General features: G+C 62.8%; 19 protein-coding genes. 18 read left to right on the top strand and 1 reads right to left on the bottom strand.

Annotated elements, in window-relative coordinates; all coding sequences use genetic code 11:
- Positions 1-81: 81 nt before the first annotated feature.
- From IVB31_RS18785 to IVB31_RS18730, 12 genes are all read left to right on the top strand, one after another.
- Positions 82-1350 (top strand): class I SAM-dependent methyltransferase, encoded by a 1269-nt coding sequence (locus tag IVB31_RS18785; protein ID WP_256464328.1) that lies wholly within the window; start codon positions 82-84, stop codon positions 1348-1350.
- Between the two features lie 379 nt (positions 1351-1729).
- The gene (gene secE, locus IVB31_RS18780; RefSeq protein WP_045008229.1) at positions 1730-1921 is read left to right on the top strand and encodes a preprotein translocase subunit SecE; all 192 of its coding nucleotides are present in this window, start codon (positions 1730-1732) and stop codon (positions 1919-1921) included.
- Positions 1921-2481 (top strand): transcription termination/antitermination protein NusG, encoded by a 561-nt coding sequence (gene nusG, locus IVB31_RS18775; protein WP_014494486.1) that lies wholly within the window; start codon positions 1921-1923, stop codon positions 2479-2481. Before secE ends, nusG begins: the two co-directional genes overlap by 1 nt.
- A 131-nt stretch (positions 2482-2612) precedes the next feature.
- Complete coding sequence (gene rplK / locus IVB31_RS18770; protein WP_007602986.1) at positions 2613-3041, top strand: 50S ribosomal protein L11; 429 nt, start codon at positions 2613-2615, stop codon at positions 3039-3041.
- 6 nt (positions 3042-3047) lie between these two features.
- Positions 3048-3740, top strand: a complete 693-nt coding sequence (gene rplA, locus IVB31_RS18765; RefSeq protein ID WP_151649641.1) for a 50S ribosomal protein L1 — start codon at positions 3048-3050, stop codon at positions 3738-3740.
- A gap of 89 nt (positions 3741-3829) precedes the next feature.
- A complete protein-coding gene (locus IVB31_RS18760) occupies positions 3830-4786 on the top strand; it encodes a 2-hydroxyacid dehydrogenase (protein ID WP_247324997.1) in 957 nt (318 codons plus the stop codon).
- Positions 4787-5366: 580 nt separating this feature from the next.
- The gene (gene rplJ / locus IVB31_RS18755) at positions 5367-5885 is read left to right on the top strand and encodes a 50S ribosomal protein L10 (RefSeq protein WP_247324996.1); all 519 of its coding nucleotides are present in this window, start codon (positions 5367-5369) and stop codon (positions 5883-5885) included.
- A 54-nt stretch (positions 5886-5939) separates the two neighbouring features.
- Positions 5940-6317, top strand: coding sequence for a 50S ribosomal protein L7/L12 (gene rplL, locus IVB31_RS18750; RefSeq protein WP_007602994.1), 378 nt, complete (start codon positions 5940-5942; stop codon positions 6315-6317).
- A gap of 482 nt (positions 6318-6799) precedes the next feature.
- Complete coding sequence (rpoB, locus tag IVB31_RS18745) at positions 6800-10915, top strand: DNA-directed RNA polymerase subunit beta (protein WP_247324995.1); 4116 nt, start codon at positions 6800-6802, stop codon at positions 10913-10915.
- 129 nt (positions 10916-11044) lie between these two features.
- Positions 11045-15241 carry a DNA-directed RNA polymerase subunit beta' gene (gene rpoC, locus IVB31_RS18740; protein ID WP_247324992.1) on the top strand — a complete coding sequence of 1399 codons (4197 nt, stop codon included), beginning with the start codon at positions 11045-11047 and terminating at the stop codon, positions 15239-15241.
- Between the two features lie 193 nt (positions 15242-15434).
- Positions 15435-17501 (top strand): FAD-dependent oxidoreductase, encoded by a 2067-nt coding sequence (locus tag IVB31_RS18735; protein WP_247324991.1) that lies wholly within the window; start codon positions 15435-15437, stop codon positions 17499-17501.
- A 133-nt stretch (positions 17502-17634) separates the two neighbouring features.
- Positions 17635-19668: an ABC transporter ATP-binding protein gene (locus IVB31_RS18730; protein WP_247324990.1), complete on the top strand. Its 2034-nt coding sequence runs from the start codon at positions 17635-17637 to the stop codon at positions 19666-19668.
- Here the strand turns inward: IVB31_RS18730 and IVB31_RS18725 are convergent.
- Positions 19587-20834 (bottom strand): NAD(P)/FAD-dependent oxidoreductase, encoded by a 1248-nt coding sequence (locus IVB31_RS18725; RefSeq protein WP_247324989.1) that lies wholly within the window; start codon positions 20832-20834, stop codon positions 19587-19589. The genes IVB31_RS18730 and IVB31_RS18725 overlap by 82 nt on opposite strands.
- Positions 20835-21498: 664 nt before the next feature.
- Between IVB31_RS18725 and rpsL the strand changes: the two genes are divergently transcribed.
- The 6 genes from rpsL to rplC all read left to right on the top strand — a co-directional run bounded on the left by rpsL (position 21499) and on the right by rplC (position 26854).
- Positions 21499-21870, top strand: coding sequence for a 30S ribosomal protein S12 (gene rpsL, locus IVB31_RS18720; protein ID WP_007603006.1), 372 nt, complete (start codon positions 21499-21501; stop codon positions 21868-21870).
- Positions 21871-21885: 15 nt separating this feature from the next.
- A complete protein-coding gene (gene rpsG, locus IVB31_RS18715) occupies positions 21886-22356 on the top strand; it encodes a 30S ribosomal protein S7 (RefSeq protein ID WP_247324988.1) in 471 nt (156 codons plus the stop codon).
- A 30-nt stretch (positions 22357-22386) separates the two neighbouring features.
- On the top strand, positions 22387-24459 hold the full coding sequence (gene fusA, locus IVB31_RS18710; protein WP_247324987.1) for an elongation factor G: 2073 nt from the start codon (positions 22387-22389) through the stop codon (positions 24457-24459).
- Positions 24460-24499: 40 nt separating this feature from the next.
- Positions 24500-25690, top strand: a complete 1191-nt coding sequence (gene tuf / locus IVB31_RS18705; protein WP_247324985.1) for an elongation factor Tu — start codon at positions 24500-24502, stop codon at positions 25688-25690.
- An 85-nt stretch (positions 25691-25775) separates the two neighbouring features.
- Positions 25776-26084, top strand: a complete 309-nt coding sequence (gene rpsJ / locus IVB31_RS18700) for a 30S ribosomal protein S10 (RefSeq protein WP_002712302.1) — start codon at positions 25776-25778, stop codon at positions 26082-26084.
- A 53-nt stretch (positions 26085-26137) separates the two neighbouring features.
- Entirely contained in the window at positions 26138-26854 is a 717-nt protein-coding gene (gene rplC / locus IVB31_RS18695) for a 50S ribosomal protein L3 (protein WP_247324983.1), read from the top strand.
- The last annotated feature ends 1 nt before the right edge of the window (position 26855 follow it).

The raw sequence follows: 26855 nt of genomic DNA, 5'->3' as shown, positions 1-26855 counted from the left end.
TCTTGACCATTGCCGTCGATCTGATCTTCACGGGGTGAGATTGCCTCACCCGCCCGCATCTCTCCGTTTTCCGGTTCCACGATGAAAAACCTGTTCTACGTCCGCCAAACCTGCCGCCTTTGTCATTCGGACAAGCAAGAGCTGGTCGTCCCGATGGCAGGCATGCCCATCGGCACGCCAAATTTCCAGGTACCGGACGCCAGCGTCGACGATCCCGTCTTTCGGGCCGCGGTGCCGATGGCGCTGCACCTGTGTGCAGATTGCGGCCACCTGCAGATTCTCCATGTCGGCAATCCGGAGATCCAGTACCGAAACTACGTCTACACCACCTCGCTCTCGCTCGGCCTGCGGGAGCATTTCGCAGGCTATGCCAACGACGTCGTCAGCCGATTCGGAATCGCGCCGGGCTCGCTGGTCGTCGAGCTCGGCAGCAATGACGGATCGCTGCTCGGCTTCTTCAAAGAGCGCGGCATGCGGGTGCTGGGTGTCGATCCCGCGGTCGACATCGCCCGGCGTGCGACGGCAGCGGGAATCGAGACCATCGGCGATTTCTTCACCGATGCCATCGGTCACCGCATCCTGCAAAGCCATGGTGCGGCCAGCGTCGTGATCGCCAACAACATGATCGCCAATGTCGACAATCTCGATCCGCTGGTGATCGGGGTTCGCGACGTGCTTGCGCCGGACGGGCTGTTCGTTTTCGAAACGCAGTACGGCGTCGACGTCACCGAGAAGAACCTTCTCGACACCGTCTATCACGAGCATCTGTCGTATTTTAACATCAAGCCGCTGACGCGCTTCTTCGCGCGCCTCGGCATGGAAGTGATCGACGTCCAGCACATCGAGACCAAAGGCGGCTCGATTCGCGTGACAGTGCAGCGTGCCGGCGGCGCGAAGAAGCCGTCAGCGGAGGTCGCGCGCTTCATCGCCGAGGAGGACCGGCTCGGCGTGGACCAGTCGGCCTACTATGCGCCCTATGCGAAGAGGATCGCCGCCATCCGCGACGAGTTGGTCGCGATGGCCGATGCCGCCCATGCGCGCGGTCAACTCGTGGCCGGCTACGGCGTCTCTGTCGGCACCACGACCCTGCTGCCGCAGTTCGGCCTGGAGAACAAGATCGACTTCCTGGTGGACGACGACCTCAAGAAGGGGAACGTGATGGCCGGCCCGGGCTACGACATTCCGATCCTGCCGCCGGCCGCCCTTTACGAGCGCAAGCCGGCGTTCGTCGTCGTCTTCGCCTGGCGCTACGTGGACCCGATCCGGGCCAAGCATGCCCGCTATTTCGCCGAGGGCGGAAAATTCGTTGTGCCGTTGCCGGGCATTTCGATGGTCGAGCGGGCCGACTGACCGGGCGAGGTCGCTGAAGGGGGCGCAGGCGAGGGGGCGCCCCGGTTGGTATCGTTTCGCAGGAATCCGGCTGAAGCCCTGGGACCGCGCTTTGCAGCGGCGTATAAGCCCTTGATCGACCGAGGCTCTGCTCTGTCGCCCGGGGAGGCCGGGTTGCCCGCGCGAACCCGCTCTATCTTGACCTTTGGCCCCATCCGCAGTAGATACCCGGCACTCGCTGCCGGCCCGTTAAACGCGGATATCCGGCGCGGCTTTGAAATCCCCGAACAATCGAGTCCGGTTTCCGGCTCATCCTTCGAGACAGAGGGCTGGGCCAACGGCGGCTGTTCGGATCCCTGAAATTCATTCGCGTCTGTCGACGGACGTTGGACATCAAACGATGGCAGTCAGCCCGTTCAAGTTCTTGCAGGAAGTACGCTCGGAGACCGCCAAGGTCACCTGGCCGACCCGCCGCGAGACCACCATCACCACCATCATGGTGTTCGTCATGGTCGCCGTGGCCTCGATCTTCTTCTTCGCCGCCGACCAGGTCATCCGCTACCTCATTACCTTCCTTCTGGGCATTCACTGATGGCAACAGCAGCCGCTGCAACCCAATCGTCCGACAAGCGCTGGTACATCGTCCACGCTTATTCGAACTTCGAGAAGAAGGTCGCCGAATCGATCCGCGAGCAGGCCAAGCAGCGCGGGCTCGAGGAGCTGTTCGAGCTGGTGCTGGTTCCGACCGAGAAGGTCACGGAAGTGCGCCGCGGCCGCAAGATCGACGCCGAGCGCAAGTTCTTCCCGGGCTACGTGCTGGTGAAGATGAAGCTGACCGACGAGGCGTTTCATCTGATCAAGAACACGCCGAAAGTGACCGGATTCCTCGGCGCCGAGAACAAGCCGATGCCGATCTCGGAAGCCGAGGCCATGCGCATCCTGCACCAGGTGCAGGAGGGCGTGGAGCGGCCGAAGGCGTCGGTGTCGTTCGAGATCGGCGAGAACGTGCGCGTGGCCGACGGCCCGTTCGCCTCGTTCTCGGGTGTGGTCGAGGAAATCGACGAGGCGCGTTCGCGCGTGAAGGTCGCGGTGTCGATCTTCGGCCGCGCCACGCCGGTCGAACTGGAATTCGGTCAGGTCGAGAAGGTCTGACCGGACGAGCGTGAGGCCTCAGGTCTCACGCGACAAGAGGCCGTGGGAGGAAGAGGGCGGTCGCCAGCCGCGCTCGATCCCAACCACGGAACCTGAAACCGCCGGCGCTGCCGGCACAACAGGAGTGATACATGGCAAAGAAAGTGACCGGATACCTGAAGCTTCAGGTCCCGGCCGGTGCGGCGAATCCTTCGCCCCCGATCGGTCCCGCGCTTGGTCAGCGCGGTCTCAACATCATGGAGTTCTGCAAGGCGTTCAACGCCCAGACCCAGAAGGAAGAGAAGAACACCCCGATTCCCGTCGTGATCACGATCTATGCCGATCGTTCGTTCACGTTCGAGATGAAGACGCCCCCGATGTCCTTCTTCCTCAAGCAGGCTGCGAAGATCCAGTCCGGCTCGAAGGCGCCGGGCCGTGACAAGGCCGGCGCGGTGACCAAGGCGCAGGTGCGCGAGATCGCCGAGAAGAAGATGAAGGATCTCAATTGCGATTCGATCGAATCGGCCATGAAGATGGTCGAGGGCTCTGCCCGTTCGATGGGTCTGGAAGTGGCGGGGTAAGGGCTCATGGCAATCGGAAAGCGTTTGAACAAAGCCCGCGAAGGCGTTGATCGCGAAAAGCTTTACCCGCTCGCGGACGCCATCAAGATGGTCAAGGAACGCGCGAAGGCGAAGTTCGACGAGACCATCGAGGTCGCGATCAATCTCGGCGTCGATCCCCGTCACGCCGACCAGATGGTCCGTGGCGTCGTGACCCTGCCGAATGGCACCGGCCGTACGCTCCGCGTCGGCGTGTTCGCCCGCGGTGCCAAGGCCGACGAGGCCAAGGCTGCAGGTGCCGACGTCGTCGGCGCCGAAGACCTGGTCGAGAAGGTGCAGAACGGAACGATCGATTTCGACCGTTGTATTGCGACCCCCGACATGATGCCGCTAGTCGGCCGTCTTGGTAAGGTGCTCGGCCCGCGCGGCCTGATGCCGAACCCGAAGATCGGCACTGTGACCATGGACGTCACCGGCGCGGTGAAGGGTGCCAAGGGCGGCTCGGTCGAGTTCCGTGTCGAGAAGGCCGGCATCCTGCAGGCCGGCGTCGGCAAGGCCTCGTTCACCGAGGAGAAGCTGGTCGAGAACATCAAGGCCTTGGCCGATGCTGTCTCGAAGGCGAAGCCCGCTGGTTCCAAGGGCACCTACATCCAGCGCGTTGCGGTGTCCTCGACGATGGGTCCCGGCGTGAAGGTCGAGCCGGGCACCATTCTCGGCTGAGGTTGGAATTTGCATGAGGCGAGGGGCGGAATTGGGCAACCGATTCCGCCCCTCGTCGTTTGTGGCGGCGTTCACTGGAAACAAGAACAATGACTGACAAGGTCCTGATCTACTCGCGTTTTCCCAAGACGATGATGGCGCGCTTCGCTGAACGGTTCGAACTGCTCGACACTGGCGGTAAGCCGCCGCGGGAGGTGTTTTCGGCCGAGGAGCTCGGCGGCGTCCGCGCCATGCTGACTGCGGGCGGCTCGCCCCTCGATGCGGAAGCCATGGACCTCTTTCCGAAGCTCGGCGCCGTCGTCTGCTACGGCACCGGCTATGACGGCGTCGACCTGAAGGCGGCAGCCAGCCGCAACATCGCGGTCGGCCACAGCCCCGGCGCCAATGCGGCCTCGGTCGCCGACATCGCGATGACCCTGATGCTGGCGACGACGCGGCGGATCCTGATCGCCGACCAATATGTCCGCAGCGGCGACTGGGCGGCTTCAAAGCAATCGCCGATGATGCGTCCGCAGGCCGGCATGCCCGGCCGCCGCATCGGCGTCTACGGGATGGGCGAGATCGGCCGCAAGATTGCCGCGCGCTGCGCGGCTTTTGAGGCGGAGGTCGGCTATTTCAGCCGCACCAGATACGACATTCCGCCCTATCAATATTTCCCGTCGCTTGAGGCGCTCGCCGACTGGTGCAGCGTGCTGATGATCGCGGTCCGGGCAGGGGCCGAGACCCAGCACGCGGTCAATGCCGATATCCTCAAGCGCCTCGGCGCGGACGGCTATGTCGTCAACATTTCGCGGGGCTCGGTGATTGACGAGAAGGCCCTGGTCGCGGCGCTGACCGACAAGGCCATCGCCGGCGCTGGCCTCGACGTCTTCGAGAAGGAGCCGCACGCCCCCGACGCGCTGACGGCGCTCCCCAATGTGGTGTTCGCCCCCCATATCGGCGGCCATACCCTCGAATCGCACGTCGCCATGCAGAACTGTGTGCTGGACAATCTGACGTCGTTCTTCGCGGGCAAGCCGCTGCCCTACGGGGTCAAATCGGCCTGAATCGGTCCTTGTCGGGCCGGGTCACGCCCTCACCGCAACGGATTGGAACTGGTGTGAATTTTGCTCTTGGCAAGCAGGCCCCGAGCGGTTAAAGAACCGCCTCCGGACGTGCCGGCCTCGGCTGGCGCGTTCGTGCACGCATTCAGAAAACCCGACAAGACAGGAGATCATTCCCTTTCAGGACGTCCGTGAGGATTGCCGGAAAAGGAAGGAAAACCCGTCTGTTGGAGGAATGCGGGCAGAGGTCGGGCGGTTCGCCGGCTGACCTTGTCCTGTCCAAGACTGCAGGCGCCCGCGGGGAATTTCGATTTCTCAACGGCTTAATCGCATGGCCTGCATAGACGGGTGAAGACCGGATTTCACTTCGTGCCGCCTTAGGGTCGGTCGCGGAATGGGTTTGGTTCGGACCTCGACACGCCGTGGGCTCTAGCGGGCTCCCGGAGGGCAGGCTTTGAATTGTCGTCTCGCCCGGCGCGTGTCCGAAGGGTTTTGACCCCGAGGTTCAGGTTTTGGGTGGGGCGATGGGTGCAACCCGGCGGTCCCGCTTTTTGCGATGACCGCCAACCGGAAAGAGCTTGCTGTGGAACGAGCGGCAAAAAAGGAAGCGGTCGAACAGCTCAATGGGGTCTTCAAGGCCACGAGCGTCGCGATCGTTGCCCAATATTCCGGCCTGACCGTTGCCCAGATGCAGAAGCTGCGCATGCAGATGAAGCAGGCTGGTGCCTCCGTGAAGGTCTCGAAGAACCGTCTCGCCAAAATTGCTCTTGAAGGCACTGACGTCGTTGCCATCGGTTCCATGTTGAAGGGACCGACCGTGATCGCCACTTCGGACGATCCGGTAGCGGCGCCAAAGGTCGCCGTCGAATTTGCCAAGGCGAATGAAAAGTTCGTCATCATTGGCGGCTCGATGGGAACGACCGTCCTGAATGTCGACGGCGTGAAGGCACTTGCCTCGCTGCCGTCGCTTGACGAACTGCGCGCCAAGATCGTCGGCCTGCTTGTGGCCCCGGCGACCAAGATCGCTCAGCTCGCCAACGCGCCCGCGGGCAAGCTCGCGCGCGTCATCCAGGCTTATGCCTCAAAGGGCGAAGCGGCCTGACGCCCTTCGCAAAACTCAAACCCGAACCAGACTTACATTCAAGGAAACTGAACAATGGCTGACTTGCAGAAGATCGTTGACGACCTCTCGAGCCTCACCGTGCTCGAAGCTGCCGAACTCGCGAAGCTCCTCGAAGAGAAGTGGGGCGTTTCGGCTGCCGCGGCCGTCGCCGTCGCCGGCCCGGCTGGTGGTGGCGCTGCCGCCGCTCCGGCCGAAGAGAAGACCGAGTTCACGGTCGTTCTTGCCGCCGCCGGCGACAAGAAGATCGAGGTCATCAAGGAAGTCCGCGCCATCACCGGCCTGGGCCTGAAGGAAGCAAAGGACCTCGTCGAGGGCGCGCCGAAGCCTGTCAAGGAAGGCGTGAACAAGGACGAGGCCGAGAAGCTCAAGGCCCAGCTCGAGAAGGCTGGCGCCAAGGTCGAGCTCAAGTAAGCAACGCTTGCTGGCGTGAGATCCCGGTGCGCATCAGCGAAACCGGGATCTCGGTCCACTCACAGCGAGGGTGGGCCAGATGCAAAAGGCGTGCGACGGAACCTTCCGACGCAGGCCGAACACGAAAAAGTGTGGGGATTGGAGGGTTTACCCCTCGAATCTGCACTACTGTTGCCCCATATCGGGTCGACAGCACGAAAGCGCGGTGGGCAGGGATGCGCGATTTCCCTGTAAGCCGTTGGGAGAGCAGGCTATTTCGGGCTTTTGCAGTCCGTGAAGAGGATGGTTGTGACGGGCGGGCGTGCCCATGCGCCCCGCGCGTCGTTTTGCGTTTTGAAGGTCTGAAGAACGGATTCAGGACATGACGGCCTGAAACTGGACTTCCGGTCCCCAAAGCGAACTCGAAAAATTCAACCCGGGGAGCGGCGGCAGCCGAGTCCCGGATGGTGCGCCCGGAGAGGGTGCCGAAATGAGAGGCCACGATGGCGCAGCAGACATTCACCGGTCGCAAACGCGTTCGCAAGTTCTTCGGACACATCAAGGAAGTTGCCGAGATGCCGAACCTCATCGAGGTTCAGAAGGCGTCCTATGACCAGTTCCTGATGGTCGACGAACCCCAGGGCGGGCGGTCCGATGAGGGCTTGCAGGCGGTGTTCCGCTCGGTGTTCCCGATCTCCGATTTCTCGGGCACCTCGATGCTGGAATTCGTCCGCTACGAGTTCGAGCCGCCGAAATACGACGTCGACGAGTGCCGCCAGCGCGGCATGACTTTCGCCGCCCCCCTCAAGGTGACGCTGCGCCTCATCGTGTTCGATATCGACGAGGAAACCGGCGCGAAGTCGGTCAAGGACATCAAGGAGCAGGACGTCTATATGGGCGATATCCCGCTCATGACGATGAACGGCACCTTCATCGTCAACGGCACTGAGCGCGTCATCGTCTCGCAGATGCACCGTTCGCCCGGCGTGTTCTTCGACCACGACAAGGGCAAGACCCATTCGTCGGGCAAGCTGCTGTTCGCCGCCCGCGTCATCCCGTATCGCGGCTCCTGGCTCGACATCGAGTTTGATGCCAAGGACATCGTCTATGCGCGTATCGACCGTCGCCGCAAGCTTCCCGTAACGTCGCTGATGTTCGCGCTCGGCCTCGACGGCGAGGCGATCCTCAGCACGTTCTACAAGAAGATCCTCTACAAGCGGACCAAGGAAGGTTGGCGCGTTCCGTTCGACGCCAACCGTTTCCGCGGCTACTCGACCATCAACGATTTGATCGACGCCGACACCGGCAAGGTCGTGCTCGAGGCCGGCAAGAAGCTCACCGTTCGCGGTGCGCGTCAGATGCAGGAGAAGGGGCTGAAGGCGCTGCGCCTGTCGGATGCGGAACTCGTCGGCAACTACATCGCCGAGGACCTCGTCAACCCCAAGACCGGCGAAATCCACGCGGAAGCCGGTGAGGAGATCACCGACAAGTCGATGAAGGCCCTCAACGAGCACGGCTACAAGGACCTGCCGCTGCTCGACATCGACCACGTCAATGTCGGCGCCTACATCCGCAACACGCTCTCGGCCGACAAGAACATGACGCGTGAAGACGCGCTGTTCGACATCTACCGCGTGATGCGTCCGGGCGAGCCGCCGACGCTGGATTCGGCGCAGGCGATGTTCCAGTCGCTGTTCTTCGACGCCGAGCGCTACGACCTCTCCGCGGTCGGCCGCGTCAAGATGAACATGCGCCTCGACCTCGATGCGCCCGACACCCAGCGCACGCTGCGCAAGGAAGACATCCTCTCCGTCATCAAGACGCTGGTGGATTTGCGCGACGGCAAGGGCGAGATCGACGACATCGACCATCTCGGCAACCGCCGTGTGCGCTCGGTCGGCGAGCTCATGGAGAACCAGTACCGCATCGGCCTCCTGCGCATGGAGCGCGCGATCAAGGAGCGCATGTCCTCGGTCGACATCGACACGGTCATGCCGCAGGACCTGATCAACGCCAAGCCGGCGGCTGCCGCCGTGCGCGAGTTCTTCGGCTCCTCGCAGCTCTCGCAGTTCATGGACCAGACCAACCCGCTGTCGGAGATCACCCACAAGCGCCGCCTCTCGGCGCTTGGACCGGGCGGTCTGACCCGCGAGCGCGCCGGCTTCGAGGTGCGCGACGTGCATCCCACGCATTACGGCCGCATCTGCCCGATCGAGACGCCGGAAGGTCCGAACATCGGCCTGATCAACTCGCTCGCGACCTTCGCGCGCGTGAACAAGTACGGCTTCGTCGAGACACCTTACCGCAAGGTCAAGGACGGCCGCGTCACCGACGAGGTCGTGTACCTCTCGGCGATGGAAGAGGGCCGCTACACGGTCGCGCAGGCCAACGTGCCGCTCGACCCGAAGGGCCGCTTCACCGAAGATCTCGTGGTCTGCCGTCACGCCGGCGAAGTCTTGCCGGTGACCCCGGACAAGGTGGATTACATGGACGTGTCACCGAAGCAGCTCGTTTCGGTTGCCGCGGCGCTGATCCCGTTCCTCGAGAACGACGACGCCAACCGCGCGCTGATGGGCTCGAACATGCAGCGCCAGGCGGTGCCGCTGGTTCGCGCCGAGGCGCCGTTCGTCGGCACCGGCATGGAAGGTGTGGTTGCGCGTGACTCGGGTGCCGCGATCGCGGCGCGCCGTTCGGGCGTGATCGACCAGATCGACGCCACCCGCGTCGTCATCCGCGCCACCGAAGATCTCGATCCGACCAAGTCGGGCGTCGATATCTACCGGCTGATGAAGTACCAGCGCTCCAACCAGTCGACCTGCATCAACCAGCGTCCGCTGGTGAAGGTCGGCGACATCGTCAAGAAGGGCGACATCATCGCCGACGGTCCGTCGACCGATCTCGGTGAGCTCGCTCTGGGGCGCAACGTGCTCGTCGCGTTCATGCCGTGGAACGGCTACAACTTCGAAGACTCGATCCTGCTCTCCGAGCGGATCGTGAAGGAAGACGTGTTCACCTCGATCCACATCGAGGAGTTCGAGGTGATGGCCCGCGACACCAAGCTCGGGCCCGAGGAAATCACCCGCGACATTCCGAACGTCTCGGAAGAAGCGCTGAAGAACCTCGACGAAGCCGGTATCGTCTACATCGGTGCGGAAGTGCGCGCCGGCGACATCCTGGTCGGCAAGATCACGCCGAAGGGCGAAAGCCCGATGACGCCGGAAGAAAAGCTTCTGCGCGCCATCTTCGGCGAGAAGGCCTCCGACGTTCGCGACACCTCGCTGCGCGTTCCCCCGGGCGTGCAGGGCACGATCGTGGAAGTCCGCGTGTTCAACCGTCACGGCGTCGACAAGGACGAGCGTGCGCTGGCGATCGAGCGGGAGGAGATCGAGCGTCTGGCCAAGGACCGCGACGACGAGCAGGCGATCCTGGACCGCAACGTCTACAACCGTCTTGCCGAGCTGCTCGAGGGACGACAGGGCATTGCCGGTCCGAAGGGCTTCAAGAAGGACACCAAGATCACCCGTGCGGTGCTCGAGGAGTACCCGAAGTCGCAGTGGTGGCTGTTCGCTTCGCCGAACGACAAGCTGATGGCCGAGATCGAGGCCATGCGGAAGCAGTACGACGAGTCGAAGAAGGGGCTGGAACAGCGCTTCCTCGATAAGGTCGAGAAGCTTCAGCGCGGCGACGAATTGCCGCCCGGCGTGATGAAGATGGTCAAGGTCTTCGTCGCGGTGAAGCGCAAGATCCAGCCCGGCGACAAGATGGCCGGCCGCCACGGCAACAAGGGCGTGGTGTCGAAGATCGTGCCGATCGAGGACATGCCGTTCCTCGAAGACGGTACGCACGCCGACATCGTGCTCAATCCGCTCGGCGTGCCCTCGCGCATGAACGTCGGACAGATCCTCGAGACCCATCTCGGCTGGGCCTGCGCCGGCCTCGGCAAGCGTATCGGCCAGACGGTCGATGCCTATCTGTCGAAGCAGGACATCAGGCCGCTGAAGGAAACCTTGAAGAAGGTCTACGGCGAGGACGAGACGATCAAGTCGCTCAACGACAACGAGTTGATCGAGCTCGGCCACAATCTGAGCCGCGGCGTGCCGATCGCGACGCCGGTGTTCGACGGGGCCAAGGAAGCCGACATCGAGGAGATGCTGAAGCTTGCCGGTCTCGACGCTTCGGGTCAGTCGACCGTCTATGACGGCCGCACCGGCGATGCCTTCGATCGCAAGGTGACAGTGGGCTACATCTACATGCTCAAGCTGCACCATCTCGTGGACGACAAGATCCACGCGCGTTCGATCGGTCCGTACTCGCTCGTCACCCAGCAGCCGCTGGGCGGCAAGGCGCAGTTCGGCGGCCAGCGCTTCGGCGAAATGGAAGTGTGGGCGCTCGAGGCTTACGGCGCGGCGTACACGCTCCAGGAGATGCTGACGGTGAAGTCGGACGACGTCGCCGGCCGCACCAAGGTGTACGAGGCGATCGTGCGCGGCGACGACACGTTCGAGGCCGGTATTCCGGAATCGTTCAACGTGCTGGTCAAGGAAATGCGTTCGCTCGGCCTCAATGTCGACTTGCACAATTCCAAGGTCGGGCCGGGGACGGCGGAAGCGGCCGAGTAATACGACCTTTCATGCCCGGCCTTCACGGCCGGGCATTGGCGCCCCTCCCGAGGCCTTGAGGGCAGGGCGCCCCGCTCGAGTGATTTTCGAATTTGCTGCCGGAGGCGACCGGTACGCGAGGAGAAGACGATGAACCAAGAAATTATGAATCTCTTTAACCCGACGACGCCGGCTCAGGTCTTCGACCAGATCCGGATTTCGATCGCGTCTCCAGAGAAGATTCTGTCCTGGTCCTACGGCGAGATCAAGAAGCCGGAGACCATCAACTACCGCACCTTCAAGCCCGAGCGCGACGGCCTGTTCTGCGCCCGCATCTTCGGGCCGATCAAGGATTACGAGTGCTTGTGCGGCAAGTACAAGCGCATGAAGTACAAGGGCATCATCTGCGAGAAGTGCTCGGTCGAGGTCACGCTGTCGCGCGTCCGGCGCGAGCGCATGGGCCATATCGAGCTGGCAGCCCCCGTCGCCCACATCTGGTTCCTGAAGTCGCTGCCCTCGCGCATCGGCCTTCTGCTGGACATGACGCTGAAGGATCTCGAGCGGATCCTCTACTTCGAATATTACGTCGTGCTCGAGCCGGGCCTCACCGCGCTCAAGGACCGTCAGCTGCTGTCGGAAGACGAATATCTGAAGGCGCAGGACGAATACGGCCAGGATTCCTTCACCGCCATGATCGGCGCGGAGGCGATCCGCGAGCTGCTCAAGGGCATGGACCTCGAGAAGCTCGAATTGTCCTTGCGCGCGGAGATGCAGGAGACCGACTCCGACATCAAGCACAAGAAGCTCGCCAAGCGCCTGAAGATCGTCGAAGCGTTCCGCCACTCCGGCAACAAGCCGGAATGGATGATCATGACCGTGGTCCCGGTGATTCCGCCGGACCTGCGTCCGCTGGTGCCGCTGGACGGCGGCCGCTTCGCGACCTCGGACCTCAACGACCTCTACCGCCGCGTCATCAACCGCAACAACCGCTTGAAGCGGCTGATGGAGCTGCGCGCGCCTGACATCATCATCCGCAACGAGAAGCGCATGCTTCAGGAAGCGGTCGATGCGCTGTTCGACAACGGCCGCCGCGGCCGCGTCATCACCGGTGCCAACAAGCGCCCGCTGAAGTCGCTCGCCGACATGCTCAAGGGCAAGCAGGGCCGCTTCCGTCAGAACCTGCTCGGCAAGCGCGTCGACTATTCGGGCCGTTCGGTGATCGTGGTCGGTCCCGAACTGCGCCTGCATCAGTGCGGCCTGCCGAAGAAGATGGCGCTCGAGCTGTTCAAGCCGTTCATCTATTCGCGGCTTGACGCCAAGGGCCTGTCCACCACGGTGAAGCAGGCGAAGAAGCTGGTCGAGAAGGAGCGGCCCGAGGTCTGGGACATCCTGGACGAGGTCATCCGCGAGCATCCGGTGCTGCTCAACCGCGCACCGACGCTGCATCGCCTCGGCATCCAGGCGTTCGAGCCCGTGCTGATCGAAGGCAAGGCGATCCAGCTCCACCCGCTGGTCTGCGCCGCGTTCAACGCCGACTTCGACGGCGACCAGATGGCCGTGCACGTTCCGCTGTCGCTCGAAGCGCAGCTGGAAGCGCGCGTCCTGATGATGTCGACCAACAACATCCTGCATCCGGCGAACGGCCAGCCGATCATCGTGCCGTCGCAGGACATCGTGCTCGGTCTCTACTACGTCTCCATCATGCGCGAAGGCCTGCCCGGCGAGGGCAAGATCTTCGGCGAGATGGCAGAGCTCGAGCACGCGCTGCACGCGAAGGTCATCCACCTCCACACCAAGATCAAGTATCGGTGGGAAGGCATCGACGAGACCGGCAAGATCACCAAGCGCTGGATCGAGACCACTGCTGGCCGCGTCATGCTGGGCAATTTGCTGCCGAAGAATCCGCGGGTTCCGTTCGAGATCATCAACAAGCTGATGACCAAGCGCGAGATCTCCGGCGTCATCGACCAGGTCTACCGTCACTGCGGCCAGAAGGAGACGGTGATCTTCTGCGACCGCATCATGGCGCTCGGCTTCTACAACGCGTTCAAGGCCGGTATTTCGTTCGGCAAGGACGATATGGTCGTGCCGCACTCCAAGTGGAAGATCGTCGACACCACCCGTACGCTGGCGAAGGATTTCGAGCAGCAGTACAACGACGGCCTGATCACCCATGGTGAGAAGTACAACAAGGTCGTCGACGCCTGGTCGAAGGCCACGGAAGAAATCGCCAAGGCGATGATGAAGGAGATCTCCTCCACCAAGAAGACGGCGAGTGGAGCCGACGCCGACATCAACTCGATCTACATGATGGCTCACTCCGGTGCCCGCGGTTCGCCGGCCCAGATGCGCCAGCTCGCCGGCATGCGCGGCCTGATGGCCAAGCCGTCGGGTGAGATCATCGAGACGCCGATCATCTCGAACTTCAAGGAAGGCCTCTCGGTGCTCGAGTACTTCAACTCGACCCACGGCGCCCGCAAGGGCCTCGCGGACACCGCGTTGAAGACCGCGAACTCGGGCTACCTGACCCGTCGTCTCGTCGACGTGGCGCAGGACTGCATCATCACGCAGAACGACTGCGGCACCAAGCTCGGCATCAAGATGCGCGCCATCGTCGATGCCGGCACCGTGGTCGCCTCGCTCGGCTCGCGCATCCTGGGCCGCACGGCCTGCGAAGACGTGCGTGACAGCTCGGGCAAGGTGATCATCAAGCGCGGTACGCTGATGGAGGAGAGCCATCTGGACGCCATCCATCAGGGTGGCGTGCAGGAGGTGAAGATCCGTTCGGCTCTGACCTGCGAACTCGTCAACGGCATCTGCGGCATGTGCTACGGCCGCGACCTCGCCCGCGGCACGCCGGTCAACCACGGTGAAGCCGTCGGCGTCATTGCGGCGCAGTCGATCGGAGAGCCGGGCACCCAGCTGACCATGCGCACCTTCCACATCGGTGGTGCGGCGCAGCTCAACGAGCAGTCGTTCGTCGAATCCAACTTCGACGGCAAGATCGCGATCAGGAACAAGGCCATCGCCCGCAACAGCGAAGGCCACCTTGTCGCGATGGTCCGCAACATGGTGATCGCGATCGTCGATGCCGACGGCACCGAGCGTGCGACGCACCGTATTCAGTACGGTTCGCGCCTGCACGTCGACGAAGGCGACACCGTCAAGCGCGGCCAGCGTATCGTCGAGTGGGATCCCTACACCCGTCCGCTTCTCACCGAGGTGGAGGGCACCATCGGCTTCGAGGATCTGGTCGAAGGACAGTCGATCTCGGAAACGCTGGACGAAGCCACCGGTATCGCCAAGCGCGTGGTCATCGACTGGCGCTCGATGCGCGGCGGCGGGGACCTGCGTCCGGCCATCGTGATCAAGGGCAAGGACGGCAAGGTGCTCAAGCTCGCTCGTGGCGGCGATGCTCGCTACATGTTGTCGGTCGACGGCATTCTGTCGGTCGATATCGGAGCCAAGGTCCAGGCGGGCGACATCCTCGCCCGTGTCTCGACCGAAAGCGCCAAGACGCGTGACATCACCGGCGGTCTGCCGCGGGTGGCGGAACTGTTCGAGGCTCGGCGTCCGAAGGATGCGGCGATCATCGCCGAGATCGCGGGCACCATCCGGTTCGGGCGCGACTACAAGAACAAGCGTCGCATCTCGATTGAGCCGATGGACAAGACCGAGGAGGCACGCGAGTACCTGATCCCGAAGGGCAAGCACATCCACCTTCAGGACGGCGACGTCGTCGAAAAGGGCGACTTCATCGTGGAAGGCAATCCGGCGCCGCACGACATTCTGGCGGTCAAGGGCATCGAGGAGCTCGCGGCCTATCTGGTCAACGAGATCCAGGAGGTCTACCGGCTCCAGGGCGTGCTCATCAACGACAAGCACATCGAGGTGATCGTCCGTCAGATGCTCCAGAAGGTGGAAGTCACCGACCAGGGCGACACGGACATGATCTCGGGCGAGCAGATCGACAAGATCGAGTTCGACCAGATCAACGAGAAGGCCAAGGAAGAGGGCAAGAAGATCGCTACTGGGACGCCGGTTCTGCTCGGCATCACCAAGGCGAGCCTCCAGACCCGCTCCTTCTTCTCGGCGGCCTCATTCCAGGAGACCACCCGCGTCCTCACGGAAGCGGCGGTCAACGGCAAGGTCGATCCGCTCGAAGGCCTCAAGGAGAACGTCATCGTCGGCCGGCTGATCCCGGCGGGCACCGGCGCCTCCATGGCCAAGATCCGGGAAGTCGCCGTGAAGCGCGACAAGATGATCCTCGACGAGCGCGAGAAGCAGGCGGCCGTCGTGTCGCCCGCGCCGGAAGCTGAGCTTCCTGCGCTCCCGCCCGCGGAATGATCGATCATCCGTAGGAATACCGAGGACAATGAAAAGGCCGGCGTAAGCCGGCCTTTTTGCTGCTTTGTTTGCCTGTTGCGGTGCAGGATCAACCTTTGTTCATCTTTCCTTCAGCCGCAAAAGCGCTTCTGCTAGGGGAGTTTAGACCGGTGGGTCCCGTGACGGGGGCAGGGCCGGAGACCACGGATCTGACATGCTTGATCTCGCAATCGTAGGCGGCGGCCCCGGCGGGCTGATGAGTGCTTGGTACCTGAAGCGTAAGCTCGGCGACCTTTGCCGCATCACTATCTACGAGGCGTCTGACCGATTGGGCGGCAAGATCGTCACGCGCAAATTCGATTCGGCGCCCGCGATGTACGAGGCCGGCGTCGCCGAGATCTACGACTACTCGATGACCGGGCCCGATCCGCTGCGCGAGCTGATCCAGCATTTCGGACTTCAGACGATTCCGATGGACGCCGAACAGGTGCAGTTCGGCGGCGAGCTCCTCGACGACGTGGCCGGCATGCGTCGCAAATACGGCGCTAAGACCGCGGCCGCGATCGAGGCGTTCCGCGAGCGTTGCGCAGAGGCGATGTCGCCGATCGAATATTACGAGGGCGTCGGCGCCCACGACAACGAGAACCCCTGGGCCTACAAGACCGCCGAGCAGGTGCTCGACGAGGAGGTCGAGGACGAAACGGCAAAGCGTTTTTTCAAGGTGATGGCGCGCTCCGACCTCGCCACCGAGAGCCACAACACCAACGGCCTCAACGCGCTCAAGAACTATCTGATGGATGTCGAAGGCTATATCGGCCTCTATTCCATCCAGAACGGCAACGAGCAGCTGATCGAATGCCTCCAGTCGGAGGTCAACGCCGACATCCAGCTCAATCACCGCGTGCTCACCGTGGGCAAGGCGCCGACCGGCCGCTACCAGCTCAAGATGATGAACGGCAAGGGACCCGAGACGCGGGACTTCGATCTCGTGCTGATGTGCCTGCCGCATTCCTGGCTTTCCACCGTCGGCTGGGAGGGCGAGCAGCTCCGCAAGTCGATGGTCAAGCACGTCTCCTACTTCGACCGTCCCGCGCACTATCTGCGCGTCTCGATCCTGTTCGACACGCCGTTCTGGGGCGAGAAGATTTCCGGCGCCTGGTTCATGTCGGAGGCCTTCGGCGGCTGCTGTGTCTATAACGAGGGCGCACGCCACGACGTCGGCAAGCACGGCGTCTTGAACTGGCTGATTCCCGGCTCCGATGCCCTGGCCTTCGCCAATCTGTCGGACCAGGAGCTGATCGAAGCCGCGCTGAAATCGCTGCCGGCCTCGCTCGGCGATGCCCGCGCGCATTTCAAGGAAGGCAAGATCCACCGCTGGCTGTCGTCGGTGAACGCGATTCCGGGCGGTCTGCCCGTCCGCGACGTCATGACCAATCACCGGCCCGAACCGAAGGAGCATCCGGGCATCGTGGTGGTCGGCGACTATCTGTTCGACTCGACGCTGAATGGTCTGCTCGATTCGTCCGACGCCGCGACCGACATCATCCTGACCGAGATGATGCGCCTGCGCCGCGAGCGCGCGCAGGACGACAAGCCGGTTTCCGACAAGATCGACCGTGACTATTTCGCGAACTACCGCGGCCTCGGCCCCTATAGCGAGGCGTGGCGTCACTTCACCGATCCCGATTACCTCGCCAAGCTGATCGGCATCGTCTGGGGCAAGGCCAAGGGCGCGAAGCTACTGGTCGCGGGTTCGGCCAGCGGCGAGCTGGTCGGTGCGCTGCGCGATCGCGGCATCGACGCCTTCGGCATCGAGAACAACCGTGCCATCCACGCCAAGACGCCGAAGGCGCTCAAGAAGTACAACAAGCTCGGCTCGATCACCGATATGCCGTTCAAGGACGGCGCGTTCGACTTCGTGTTCGAGACCAGCCTCTGCCATGTTTCCCCGAAACAGGTGGTCCGTGCGATCCGCGAGTTCAATCGCGTGGTCAAGACCGGTCTCGTGTTCGGCTCGATCACCTCGGACATGGCTTCAGCGGTGATCGACCGCTACGATCTCTTGCGCGGGGTCAAGAAGCTCGGCACCTGGTGGGAATGGTCCGAACTGTTCTTCGGCAACGGCTTCGACCTGTCGATGCACCGCAAGGACTGCACCGACGCGCTCTGGGAGGCGACGCTCGCCGCCAACAAGGGTCCGGGCCAGTGGTACGCCGACGCCGACTCCTTGCGCTATTCCTTTTTCGATAAGGTCGAGGACGACGAAGAGGAAGACGACTAGCCGCTTGAAGCGGGCGCCCTTCGCCAATTGTTTTGCCGAATTCATCTTGATCGCATAGAATCGATGCAATAGCGGTTGTCGCTATTTCCTGCTTTCTCTGCGGTCATGCCGGCCGTCAGCATCGGTTGGTTTCATGGCGTCCAAGCCTCTCTCGCCCAACGACCCGAAGCTCGCCGCGGAAGACGCGGCCGGGCTCGACGACAAGCTCGCTTCCACGGCCAAGCCGGACCTCGAAGGAGACGAGGACGAAGATACCGACGAGGAGGATGACGAGCTGGAGCTCGATGACGACGATGAGGACGAGGATCTCGTCGTCTTTACCGCGCGCGAAGCCGCCGGTGCGCTCGCGACCATCCTGGGTTTCGTCAAACCATTCCTGACGAACTACAAGCGGATGCTGTCATTCGTGGCGTTCGGCGTCTTCGTCGAGACGTTGTTCAACGTCATCATGCCGCTCAGCCTGAAGTTCCTGATCGACGACGCGCTCGGCGAGGAGGATTTCCAGGCGCTGTACAAGATCCTCGGCGTGCTCGCGGTCGCCGGCATCTTCACCTCGATCGTCGCGGTCTGGTACGAGCGCTGGGATGCGAGGCTTGCCGCCTGCATCATCTCCGACGTCCGCAAACGGCTGTTCGAGCACGTCCAGGACCTGCCGGCGGCCTATTTCGGCCGCACCAAGCGCGGCGAGATCCTGTCGCGCTTTTCCGTCGACCTCGCGGCCTTCGAGGGCTCGGTCAAGACCTTTGCCAACAGCGCGGCACTGCCATTTCTGGAGTTGATCGCCGGCATCATCCTGATGGTGTTCCTGAACTGGCAACTCGCGGCGGTTGCGCTGCTCGTGTTTCCGATCACGCTGATCGGTCCGCGCATGCTCACGCCGAAGGCCGTGCAGGCGAATTACGAGCAGAAGCTCAATGAGTCCGCGCTGCTCGGCATGGTCCAGGAAAACGTGGCGGCCCAGGCCGTGATCAAGGCGTTCAGCCTGCAACGCAGGATGTTCGGCTTCTTCACCTTTCGCAACGACGAGACGCGAAACAGGATGGCTTCGGCGGCGTTCCTGTCGACCATGGTGGAGCGAACGGTCACCATCTCGGTGCTGCTCTTGCATCTCGTCGTGCTCGCGATCGGCGCGTATCTGGCGACCAAGGGGCAGATCACCATCGGCACCTTCGTCACTTTCGAAAGCGCGTTCTGGGAGGTGTCCTACAATATCGCCCATGTAATGCATTTCATTCCCGTGTCGATCTCCGCGGCAGCCGCAATCCGCCACATGCAGGAGCTGCTCGACGAGCCCACGCGCAGCGCCGATCGCCCTGGCGCGCCCGACCTGCCGCGCATCACCAACGACATCACCTTCGACCACGTGACGTTCCAGTACGAAGGCAGCCAGACGCCGGTGCTGGACAATCTCAGCCTCAAGCTCAATGTCGGCAAGCGCATCGCCATCGTCGGCCCCTCGGGCTCCGGCAAGAGCACGCTGCTCAATTTGATCCTGCGGCTCTACGTGCCGGACGAGGGGCGCGTCACCATCGACGGCGTCGACGTCCGCAAGGTGACGCTGGATTCGCTGCGCCGGAGCATGGCCGTGGTGTTCCAGGAGAACATGCTGTTCAACATGTCGATCCGCGAGAACATCCGGCTCGGCAAGGAGGGCGCGAGCGACGAGGAGGTGGTGGAGGCGGCCAAGAAGGCCGAGATCCACCGCTACATCATGAGCCTGCCGCAGCGATACGACACGCCGGTGGGCGAGCGCGGCGATACCTTGTCGGGCGGCCAGCGCCAGCGCATCGCGATCGCCCGCGCGGTCATCCGCAACCCCTCCGTGCTGCTGCTGGACGAAGCCACCTCGGCACTCGACCAGACCACGGAAGCCGCGATCAACCGCACGCTGCTGAAGGTCGCCAAGGGCCGCACCATGATCTGGTCGACCCACCGCCTGTCCTCGGTGGTCGAGATGGATGAGATCATCGTGATTTCAGGAGGCAGGGCGATCGAGCGCGGCTCGCATGCCGAGCTGCTTGCCAAGAACGGCACCTACCGCAAGCTGTGGAACGATCAGACTCACCAGCCGCATGCCGCGGCGGCTCACGTCGATGACGACAGCGACGATGGCGACGAGGATGAAGACGACCTCGACGAGGATGATGAGGACGACGACGAGGAGTGACCGAGGAAGTTCGGCTCCAGATGGACGGCTCCTCCGAGCGGCCGCAATAGTCCCTGAACCGACCAGGCGATAAAGCGTGCCCAGCGCTGCGCCGTCCAGTAGGGGCTCGTCGCAATCGAGACCGAGCGGAAGTCGAACGCCTTCGCCGCCGACCATTCATCGCAGGCCCGCTTGACCGGATCCGCGTAGAAGGCGGCGATCTTGCTCGCGCCCATGCCGTCGGAGGCCAGCCACTGCGGGATGTAGGCGTTGCAGAGCCGCTCGACGTCGGTGAAGACCTTGTCGCAGCCGGTGCCGGCGGCGGGGCAGGAGGTCGCGAAGGCATCGCCCACCAGCACGAGGCCGGGCTGGCCGCTTGCATCATTCACGTAGAGATCGACCGGGCGGATCTTCAACTCACCGGGGATGTCGAATGGGCCCGTGATGCGCTTGAGCCGTGGCAGCGCGGCGTTCAGCGTCTCGGCTGGCGCGCGGCGCATCTCACCCAGCCAGGGATCGTCGAAGCCGCGATAGACGAACAGATTGGCGCGCATCCGCGTCCCGATCGGAAACAGCGTGAGGTAGGGGATGCGGTCGCTCGGCCGTTCCGAGAAATAGGTCAGCGCCGGGAAGTCGAACGCATTCCGTCCCGCCGGCACCACGTCGAACCCGATCGAAATCGAATGGCAGGCGCTGACGATTTTTCGCGCGATTCCCAGCTGATGGCGCAGGCCGACATTGAGACCGTTGGCGAGCACGACCAGCCGGGCGGAGACCATCTCGTCGTTGGAGAGAGTGACCTTCTGCCGCTCCGCGCTCGTCTCGACCGAGACGGCCTTGGCGCAGATGCGCTCGACCCCGGCAGGGATTTCGTCACGGACGGCGTTGACGAGGGAATCGTAAAGGATGTTGAACTGCCGGCTTGGCGCTTTGTCGAGGAGGCGGCCGAATCGCGCGATCCAGTTCTCACCTACGAAAGTCGCGCGGCGCAGCACCGATTCGGCGATTCCAGTCCGCAAGAATCGTTCGACTTGGGTGTGACCGCTGATTTTTTCGACTCGGAAGTCCGCCGAATAGCTCTCATGCGGATCGATCAGGACGGTCGAAATGCCGGCACGGCCGAGCATCGCGGCGGCGGTCGAGCCGGACAATCCCCCGCCGATGATGGCAATGTCGGTGTACCGCATGGCGCCAATCTCTGCCGAAGGCGGCACATTGACGCCCCAACAGGAAAAAAAGCCTTAGCGATGGTTATAAAAGTATATTTCACCCGGATATAAATAAAGGTTAGGATAGCGGCACATGCAGTCGCTCCCGCCTCGGTTAGGGCACAGCGAGGCGGCCCGGAAGCGATTTCGACAGGCGCGGGAAGCGCTTCTGACTGTCGTTTCGCCTTGACTTGACCGACACCCACTTATAGAAAGCGGCCACTTAACGACAGGCGGTGAGCATCGCCAGCGTCGGAACGGGCCACCCGTTTGATCCCCCAGGGGGTCACCAAGACGGGCACCAACCTCGACGAATGCCGCTCAAACGCTGTCGATTATAGCTAGGCAATGCCAGTGCGATTTTAGGTCTCTTGAGCCTGTTCTCTTGAGATCGAATTCGGATGCATGACCTCGGTGCGCGGGCCGCAGCTTCAAGCTGACCGGTTCAAATATCGCGGTCCTCTGTGGCGTCGAAGCGCTTTCCGCTCAGTGATGAGTGGTTGGCGCGATTTCGCTTTGTGCGGTTTGTCCGCGCAAGGCGGCCTCGTCGGGTGGGTAGCTCGAAAGAATTGCGGACCCGGCGACGGGCCGCGGCAAGACAGCGGACCCGAAAGGGGCCGCGAACACAAAGGGTAAGGCCAGGATGCCGACGATCAACCAGCTGATCGCTCAACCGCGGGAAGTGCAGAAGTCGCGCAAGAAGGTGCCGGCGCTGCAGCAGTCGCCGCAGAAGCGCGGCGTTTGCACGCGCGTTTACACCACGACCCCGAAGAAGCCGAACTCGGCGCTTCGTAAGGTCGCCAAGGTGCGCCTGACCAACGGCTTCGAGGTGATCGGCTACATCCCCGGCGAGGGCCATAACCTCCAGGAGCACTCGGTGGTCATGATCCGCGGCGGTCGCGTCAAGGACTTGCCCGGCGTGCGCTACCACATCCTCCGCGGCGTTCTGGATACCCAGGGCGTCAAGAACCGTAAGCAGCGTCGTTCGAAGTACGGCGCCAAGCGTCCGAAGTAAGCGGGAAACAGGTCCATGTCTCGTCGCCATTCTGCTGAAAAGCGTGAAGTCCTTCCCGATCCGAAGTTCGGGAACATCATCGTCACGAAGTTCATGAACTCGGTGATGTATGCCGGCAAGAAGTCGGTCGCCGAAGGCATCGTTTACGGTGCGTTCGGCCTCATCGAAAGCAAGACCAAGCAGAGCCCGCTCGGCGTGTTCGAGCAGGCACTCGAGAACGTCATGCCGACGATCGAAGTGCGCTCCCGCCGCGTCGGTGGCGCAACCTACCAGGTTCCGGTCGAAGTTCGCTCGGTGCGCCGTCAGGCGCTGGGCATTCGTTGGCTGATCTCGGCTGCGCGCGACCGCAACGAGAAGACGATGACCGAGCGGCTCTCTGCCGAGCTCCTGGACGCGTCGAACAATCGCGGGAACGCCGTCAAGAAGCGTGAAGACGTGCACCGGATGGCGGAAGCCAACCGCGCCTTCTCGCACTATCGCTGGTAACGGCGACACACGGAATCTAAGGAACACCTCATGCCCCGCGTTCATGCCATAGAGAATTACCGCAACTTCGGTATCATGGCGCATATCGATGCCGGCAAGACGACGACCACCGAGCGCATCCTCTATTACACCGGCAAGAGCCATAAGATCGGCGAAGTGCACGAAGGTGCCGCGACGATGGACTGGATGGAGCAGGAGCAGGAGCGCGGCATCACGATCACCTCGGCCGCGACCACCGCGTTCTGGGCCGGCAAGCGTCTGAACATCATCGACACGCCCGGTCACGTCGACTTCACCATCGAAGTTGAGCGCAGCTTGCGCGTGCTCGACGGCGCCGTCTGCGTGCTCGACTCGAACCAAGGCGTCGAGCCCCAGACCGAGACGGTCTGGCGCCAGGGCGACAAGTACAAGGTTCCGCGCATCGTCTTCGCCAACAAGATGGACAAGACCGGCGCCGACTTCTTCAAGTGCCTGGCCGACATCGTCGACCGCCTCGGTGCCAAGCCGATCGCGATCCAGCTTCCGATCGGTGCCGAGAACAACTTCAAGGGTCTCGTCGACCTCGTGAAGATGCAGGGCATCATCTGGAACGATGAATCGCTCGGTGCGAAGTTCGACTATGTCGACATTCCGGAAGACATGGTCGAGCAGGCCAAGGAATATCGCGAGAAGATGGTGGAAGCCGCCGTCGAACTCGACGACGACGCATTGGCCGCCTTCCTCGACGGCAACGAGCCGGACGAGGCGACGCTGAAGCGGCTGATCCGCAAGGCGGTGCTCACCGGTGCGTTCTATCCCGTGCTGTGCGGCTCGGCCTTCAAGAACAAGGGCGTGCAGCCGCTGCTCGACGCCGTCGTCGACTATCTGCCGTCGCCGGTCGACGTGCCCGCGATCAAGGGTACCGACGACCGTGGCAACGAGGTCCTGCGCAAGGCCGACGACAAGGAGCCGCTCGCGCTGCTCGCGTTCAAGATCATGGACGATCCGTTCGTCGGCACCATCACCTTCTGCCGCATCTACTCGGGCGTCCTGCAGAGCGGCACCGGTGTCGTGAACTCGACGCGCGAGAAGAAGGAGCGCATCGGGCGCATGCTGCTGATGCATGCGAACAACCGCGAAGACATCAAGGAAGCCTATGCCGGCGACATCGTCGCGCTGGCGGGCCTGAAGGAAGCGCGCACCGGTGACACGCTGTGCGATCCCGACAAGCAGGTGATCCTCGAAAAGATGGAATTCCCCGAGCCGGTCATCGAGATCGCGATCGAGCCGAAGTCGAAGGCCGACCAGGAAAAGCTGGGCGTGGCGCTGGCGAAGCTCGCCGCGGAGGATCCGTCCTTCCGCGTGTCGACCGACCAGGAGTCTGGCCAGACCATCCTCAAGGGCATGGGCGAGCTCCATCTCGACATCAAGGTCGACATCCTCCGTCGTACCTACAAGGTCGACGCGAACATCGGTGCGCCGCAGGTTGCGTTCCGGGAGCGCGTCACCAAGAAGGCCGAAGTCAAGTACACACACAAGAAGCAGACCGGCGGTACCGGTCAGTTCGCTGAAGTGTCGATCGTGGTCGAGCCGAACGAGCCCGGCAAGGGCTATGAGTTCGAATCCAAGGTCGTTGGCGGTTCGGTGCCGAAGGAATACATCCCCGGCGTCGAAAAGGGCCTCAACAGCGTGATGGGTTCGGGCGTGGTCGCCGGCTTCCCGGTGGTGGACGTCAAGGTGACGCTGGTCGATGGTAAGTATCACGACGTCGACTCGTCGGCGCTCGCCTTCGAAATCGCTTCGCGTGCTGCATTTCGCGAGGCCTTGCAGAAGGGCAAGTCCGTCCTGCTCGAGCCGATCATGAAGGTCGAAGTGGTGACCCCGGAAGACTACACCGGCTCGGTCATCGGCGATCTGAATTCCCGGCGCGGTCAGATTCAGGGTCAGGACATGCGCGGCAACGCCAACGTCATCAACGCGATGGTGCCGCTCATGAACATGTTCGGTTACGTGAATAACCTGCGCTCGATGAGCCAGGGTCGCGCGACCTTCACCATGCAGTTCGACCACTACGCAGAAGCGCCGGCCAACGTGTCGGCAGAAGTCCAGAAGAAGTTTGCCTGATTGTCGTCGGTCTTGAACTGACGATTGAACGGAGAGTCAAATGGCCAAAGCAAAGTTTGAACGTAACAAGCCGCACTGCAACATCGGCACCATCGGTCACGTCGACCATGGCAAGACGTCGTTGACCGCGGCGATCACCAAGGTTCTCGCCGAAACCGGCGGCGCGACGTTCACCGCGTACGACCAGATCGACAAGGCGCCGGAAGAGAAGGCGCGCGGTATCACGATCTCGACGGCGCACGTCGAGTACGAGACCAAGAACCGCCACTACGCGCACGTCGACTGCCCCGGCCACGCCGACTACGTGAAGAACATGATCACCGGCGCCGCCCAGATGGACGGTGCGATCCTGGTCGTGTCGGCCGCTGACGGTCCGATGCCGCAGACCCGCGAGCACATCCTGCTCGCCCGCCAGGTCGGCGTTCCCGCGCTGGTCGTGTTCCTCAACAAGTGCGACATGGTCGACGATCCGGAACTGCTCGAGCTCGTCGAGCTGGAAGTCCGCGAACTGCTTTCGAAGTACGACTTCCCGGGCGACAAGATTCCGATCATCAAGGGCTCGGCGCTCGCCGCTCTCGAAGATTCCGACAAGAAGCTCGGCCACGAAGCCATCCTCGAGCTGATGAAGAACGTCGACGAGTACATTCCGCAGCCGGAGCGTCCGATCGACCTGCCGTTCCTGATGCCGGTTGAAGACGTGTTCTCGATCTCGGGCCGCGGCACCGTCGTGACCGGTCGTGTCGAGCGCGGCATCGTCAAGGTCGGCGAGGAAATCGAGATCGTCGGTCTGCGCGCCACGCAGAAGACCACGGTCACGGGCGTCGAGATGTTCCGCAAGCTGCTCGACCAGGGCCAGGCCGGCGACAACATCGGCGCGCTGCTCCGCGGTACCAAGCGCGAGGACGTCGAGCGCGGTCAGGTGCTCTGCAAGCCGGGTTCGGTCAAGCCGCACACCAAGTTCAAGGCTCAGGCTTACATCCTGACCAAGGAAGAGGGCGGTCGTCACACCCCGTTCTTCACCAACTACCGTCCGCAGTTCTACTTCCGCACCACCGACGTGACCGGTGTCGTGCATCTGCCGGAAGGCACCGAAATGGTGATGCCGGGCGACAACATCTCGATGGAAGTGCACCTGATCGTGCCGATCGCGATGGAAGACAATCTGCGCTTCGCGATCCGCGAAGGCGGCCGCACCGTCGGTGCCGGCGTCGTCGCCTCGATCATCGAGTAACAAGCGAATAGGGAATGGCGAGTAGCGAGTGGACTAGAAACCATTCGCTATTCGCTACTCGCCACTCACTAAGAAAGACACGGCAATGAACGGCCAAAACATACGTATCCGTCTCAAGGCGTTCGACCATCGTATCCTCGATACGTCGACCCGCGAGATCGTGAACACGGCGAAGCGCACCGGTGCGCAGGTCCGCGGACCCATTCCGCTGCCCACCCGCATCGAGAAGTTCACCGTCAACCGTTCGCCGCACGTCGACAAGAAGAGCCGCGAGCAGTTCGAGATGCGCACCCACAAGCGCCTGCTCGACATCGTCGATCCGACCCCGCAGACCGTCGATGCTTTGATGAAGCTCGACCTGGCCGCCGGTGTCGACGTCGAGATCAAGCTCTAAGATTTTTGGATCACGTTCGCACCTAGCGGACAGAAAGAACAGGAAGCACGCCGATGCGCTCCGGAGTGATCGCACAAAAGGTCGGGATGACGCGGGTCTTTACAGAGGCCGGCGAACATATCCCCGTGACCGTGCTGAAGCTCGGCAATTGCCAGGTCTTAGGCCACCGCACCGAAGAGAAGAACGGTTATGTCGCGCTCCAGCTTGGTTCTGGCAGCCGCAAGACCGTGTACATGCCCAAGGCGGAGCGCGGCCAGTTCGCGGTCGCCAAGGTCGAGCCGAAGCGGCAGGTCGAGGAATTCCGCGTCTCCGCGGATCAGATGATCCCCGTCGGTGCCGAGATCCTGGCCGACCACTTTGTCGTCGGCCAGTTCGTCGATGTCACCGGTACCTCGGTCGGTAAGGGTTTTGCCGGCGGTATGAAGCGCTGGAACTTCGGCGGTCTGCGCGCCACCCACGGCGTGTCGGTCTCGCACCGCTCGATCGGTTCGACCGGTGGCCGTCAGGACCCCGGCAAGACCTGGAAGAACAAGAAGATGCCCGGCCACATGGGTGTCGACCGCATCACCACGCTCAACCTTCGCGTCGTTCAGCTCGATGTCGAGCGCGGCCTGATCCTCGTCGAAGGCGCCGTTCCCGGCTCCAAGGGCGGCTGGATTCGCGTGCGCGACGCCGTCAAGAAGCCGCTGCCGAAGGAAGCTCCGAAGCCCGGCAAGTTCAAGGTTGCGGGCGGCGAAGCCGAGGCTGCGGCCCAGCAAGAGGGTGCGTGAG

Origin of the sequence: Bradyrhizobium sp. 21 (genome assembly GCF_023073335.1) — a bacterium.
In the GTDB taxonomy this organism is placed as follows: Bacteria; Pseudomonadota; Alphaproteobacteria; order Rhizobiales; family Xanthobacteraceae; genus Bradyrhizobium.
Note: the sequence above shows the minus strand (reverse complement) of the source record. Positions and strands in the feature narration are given on the sequence as shown.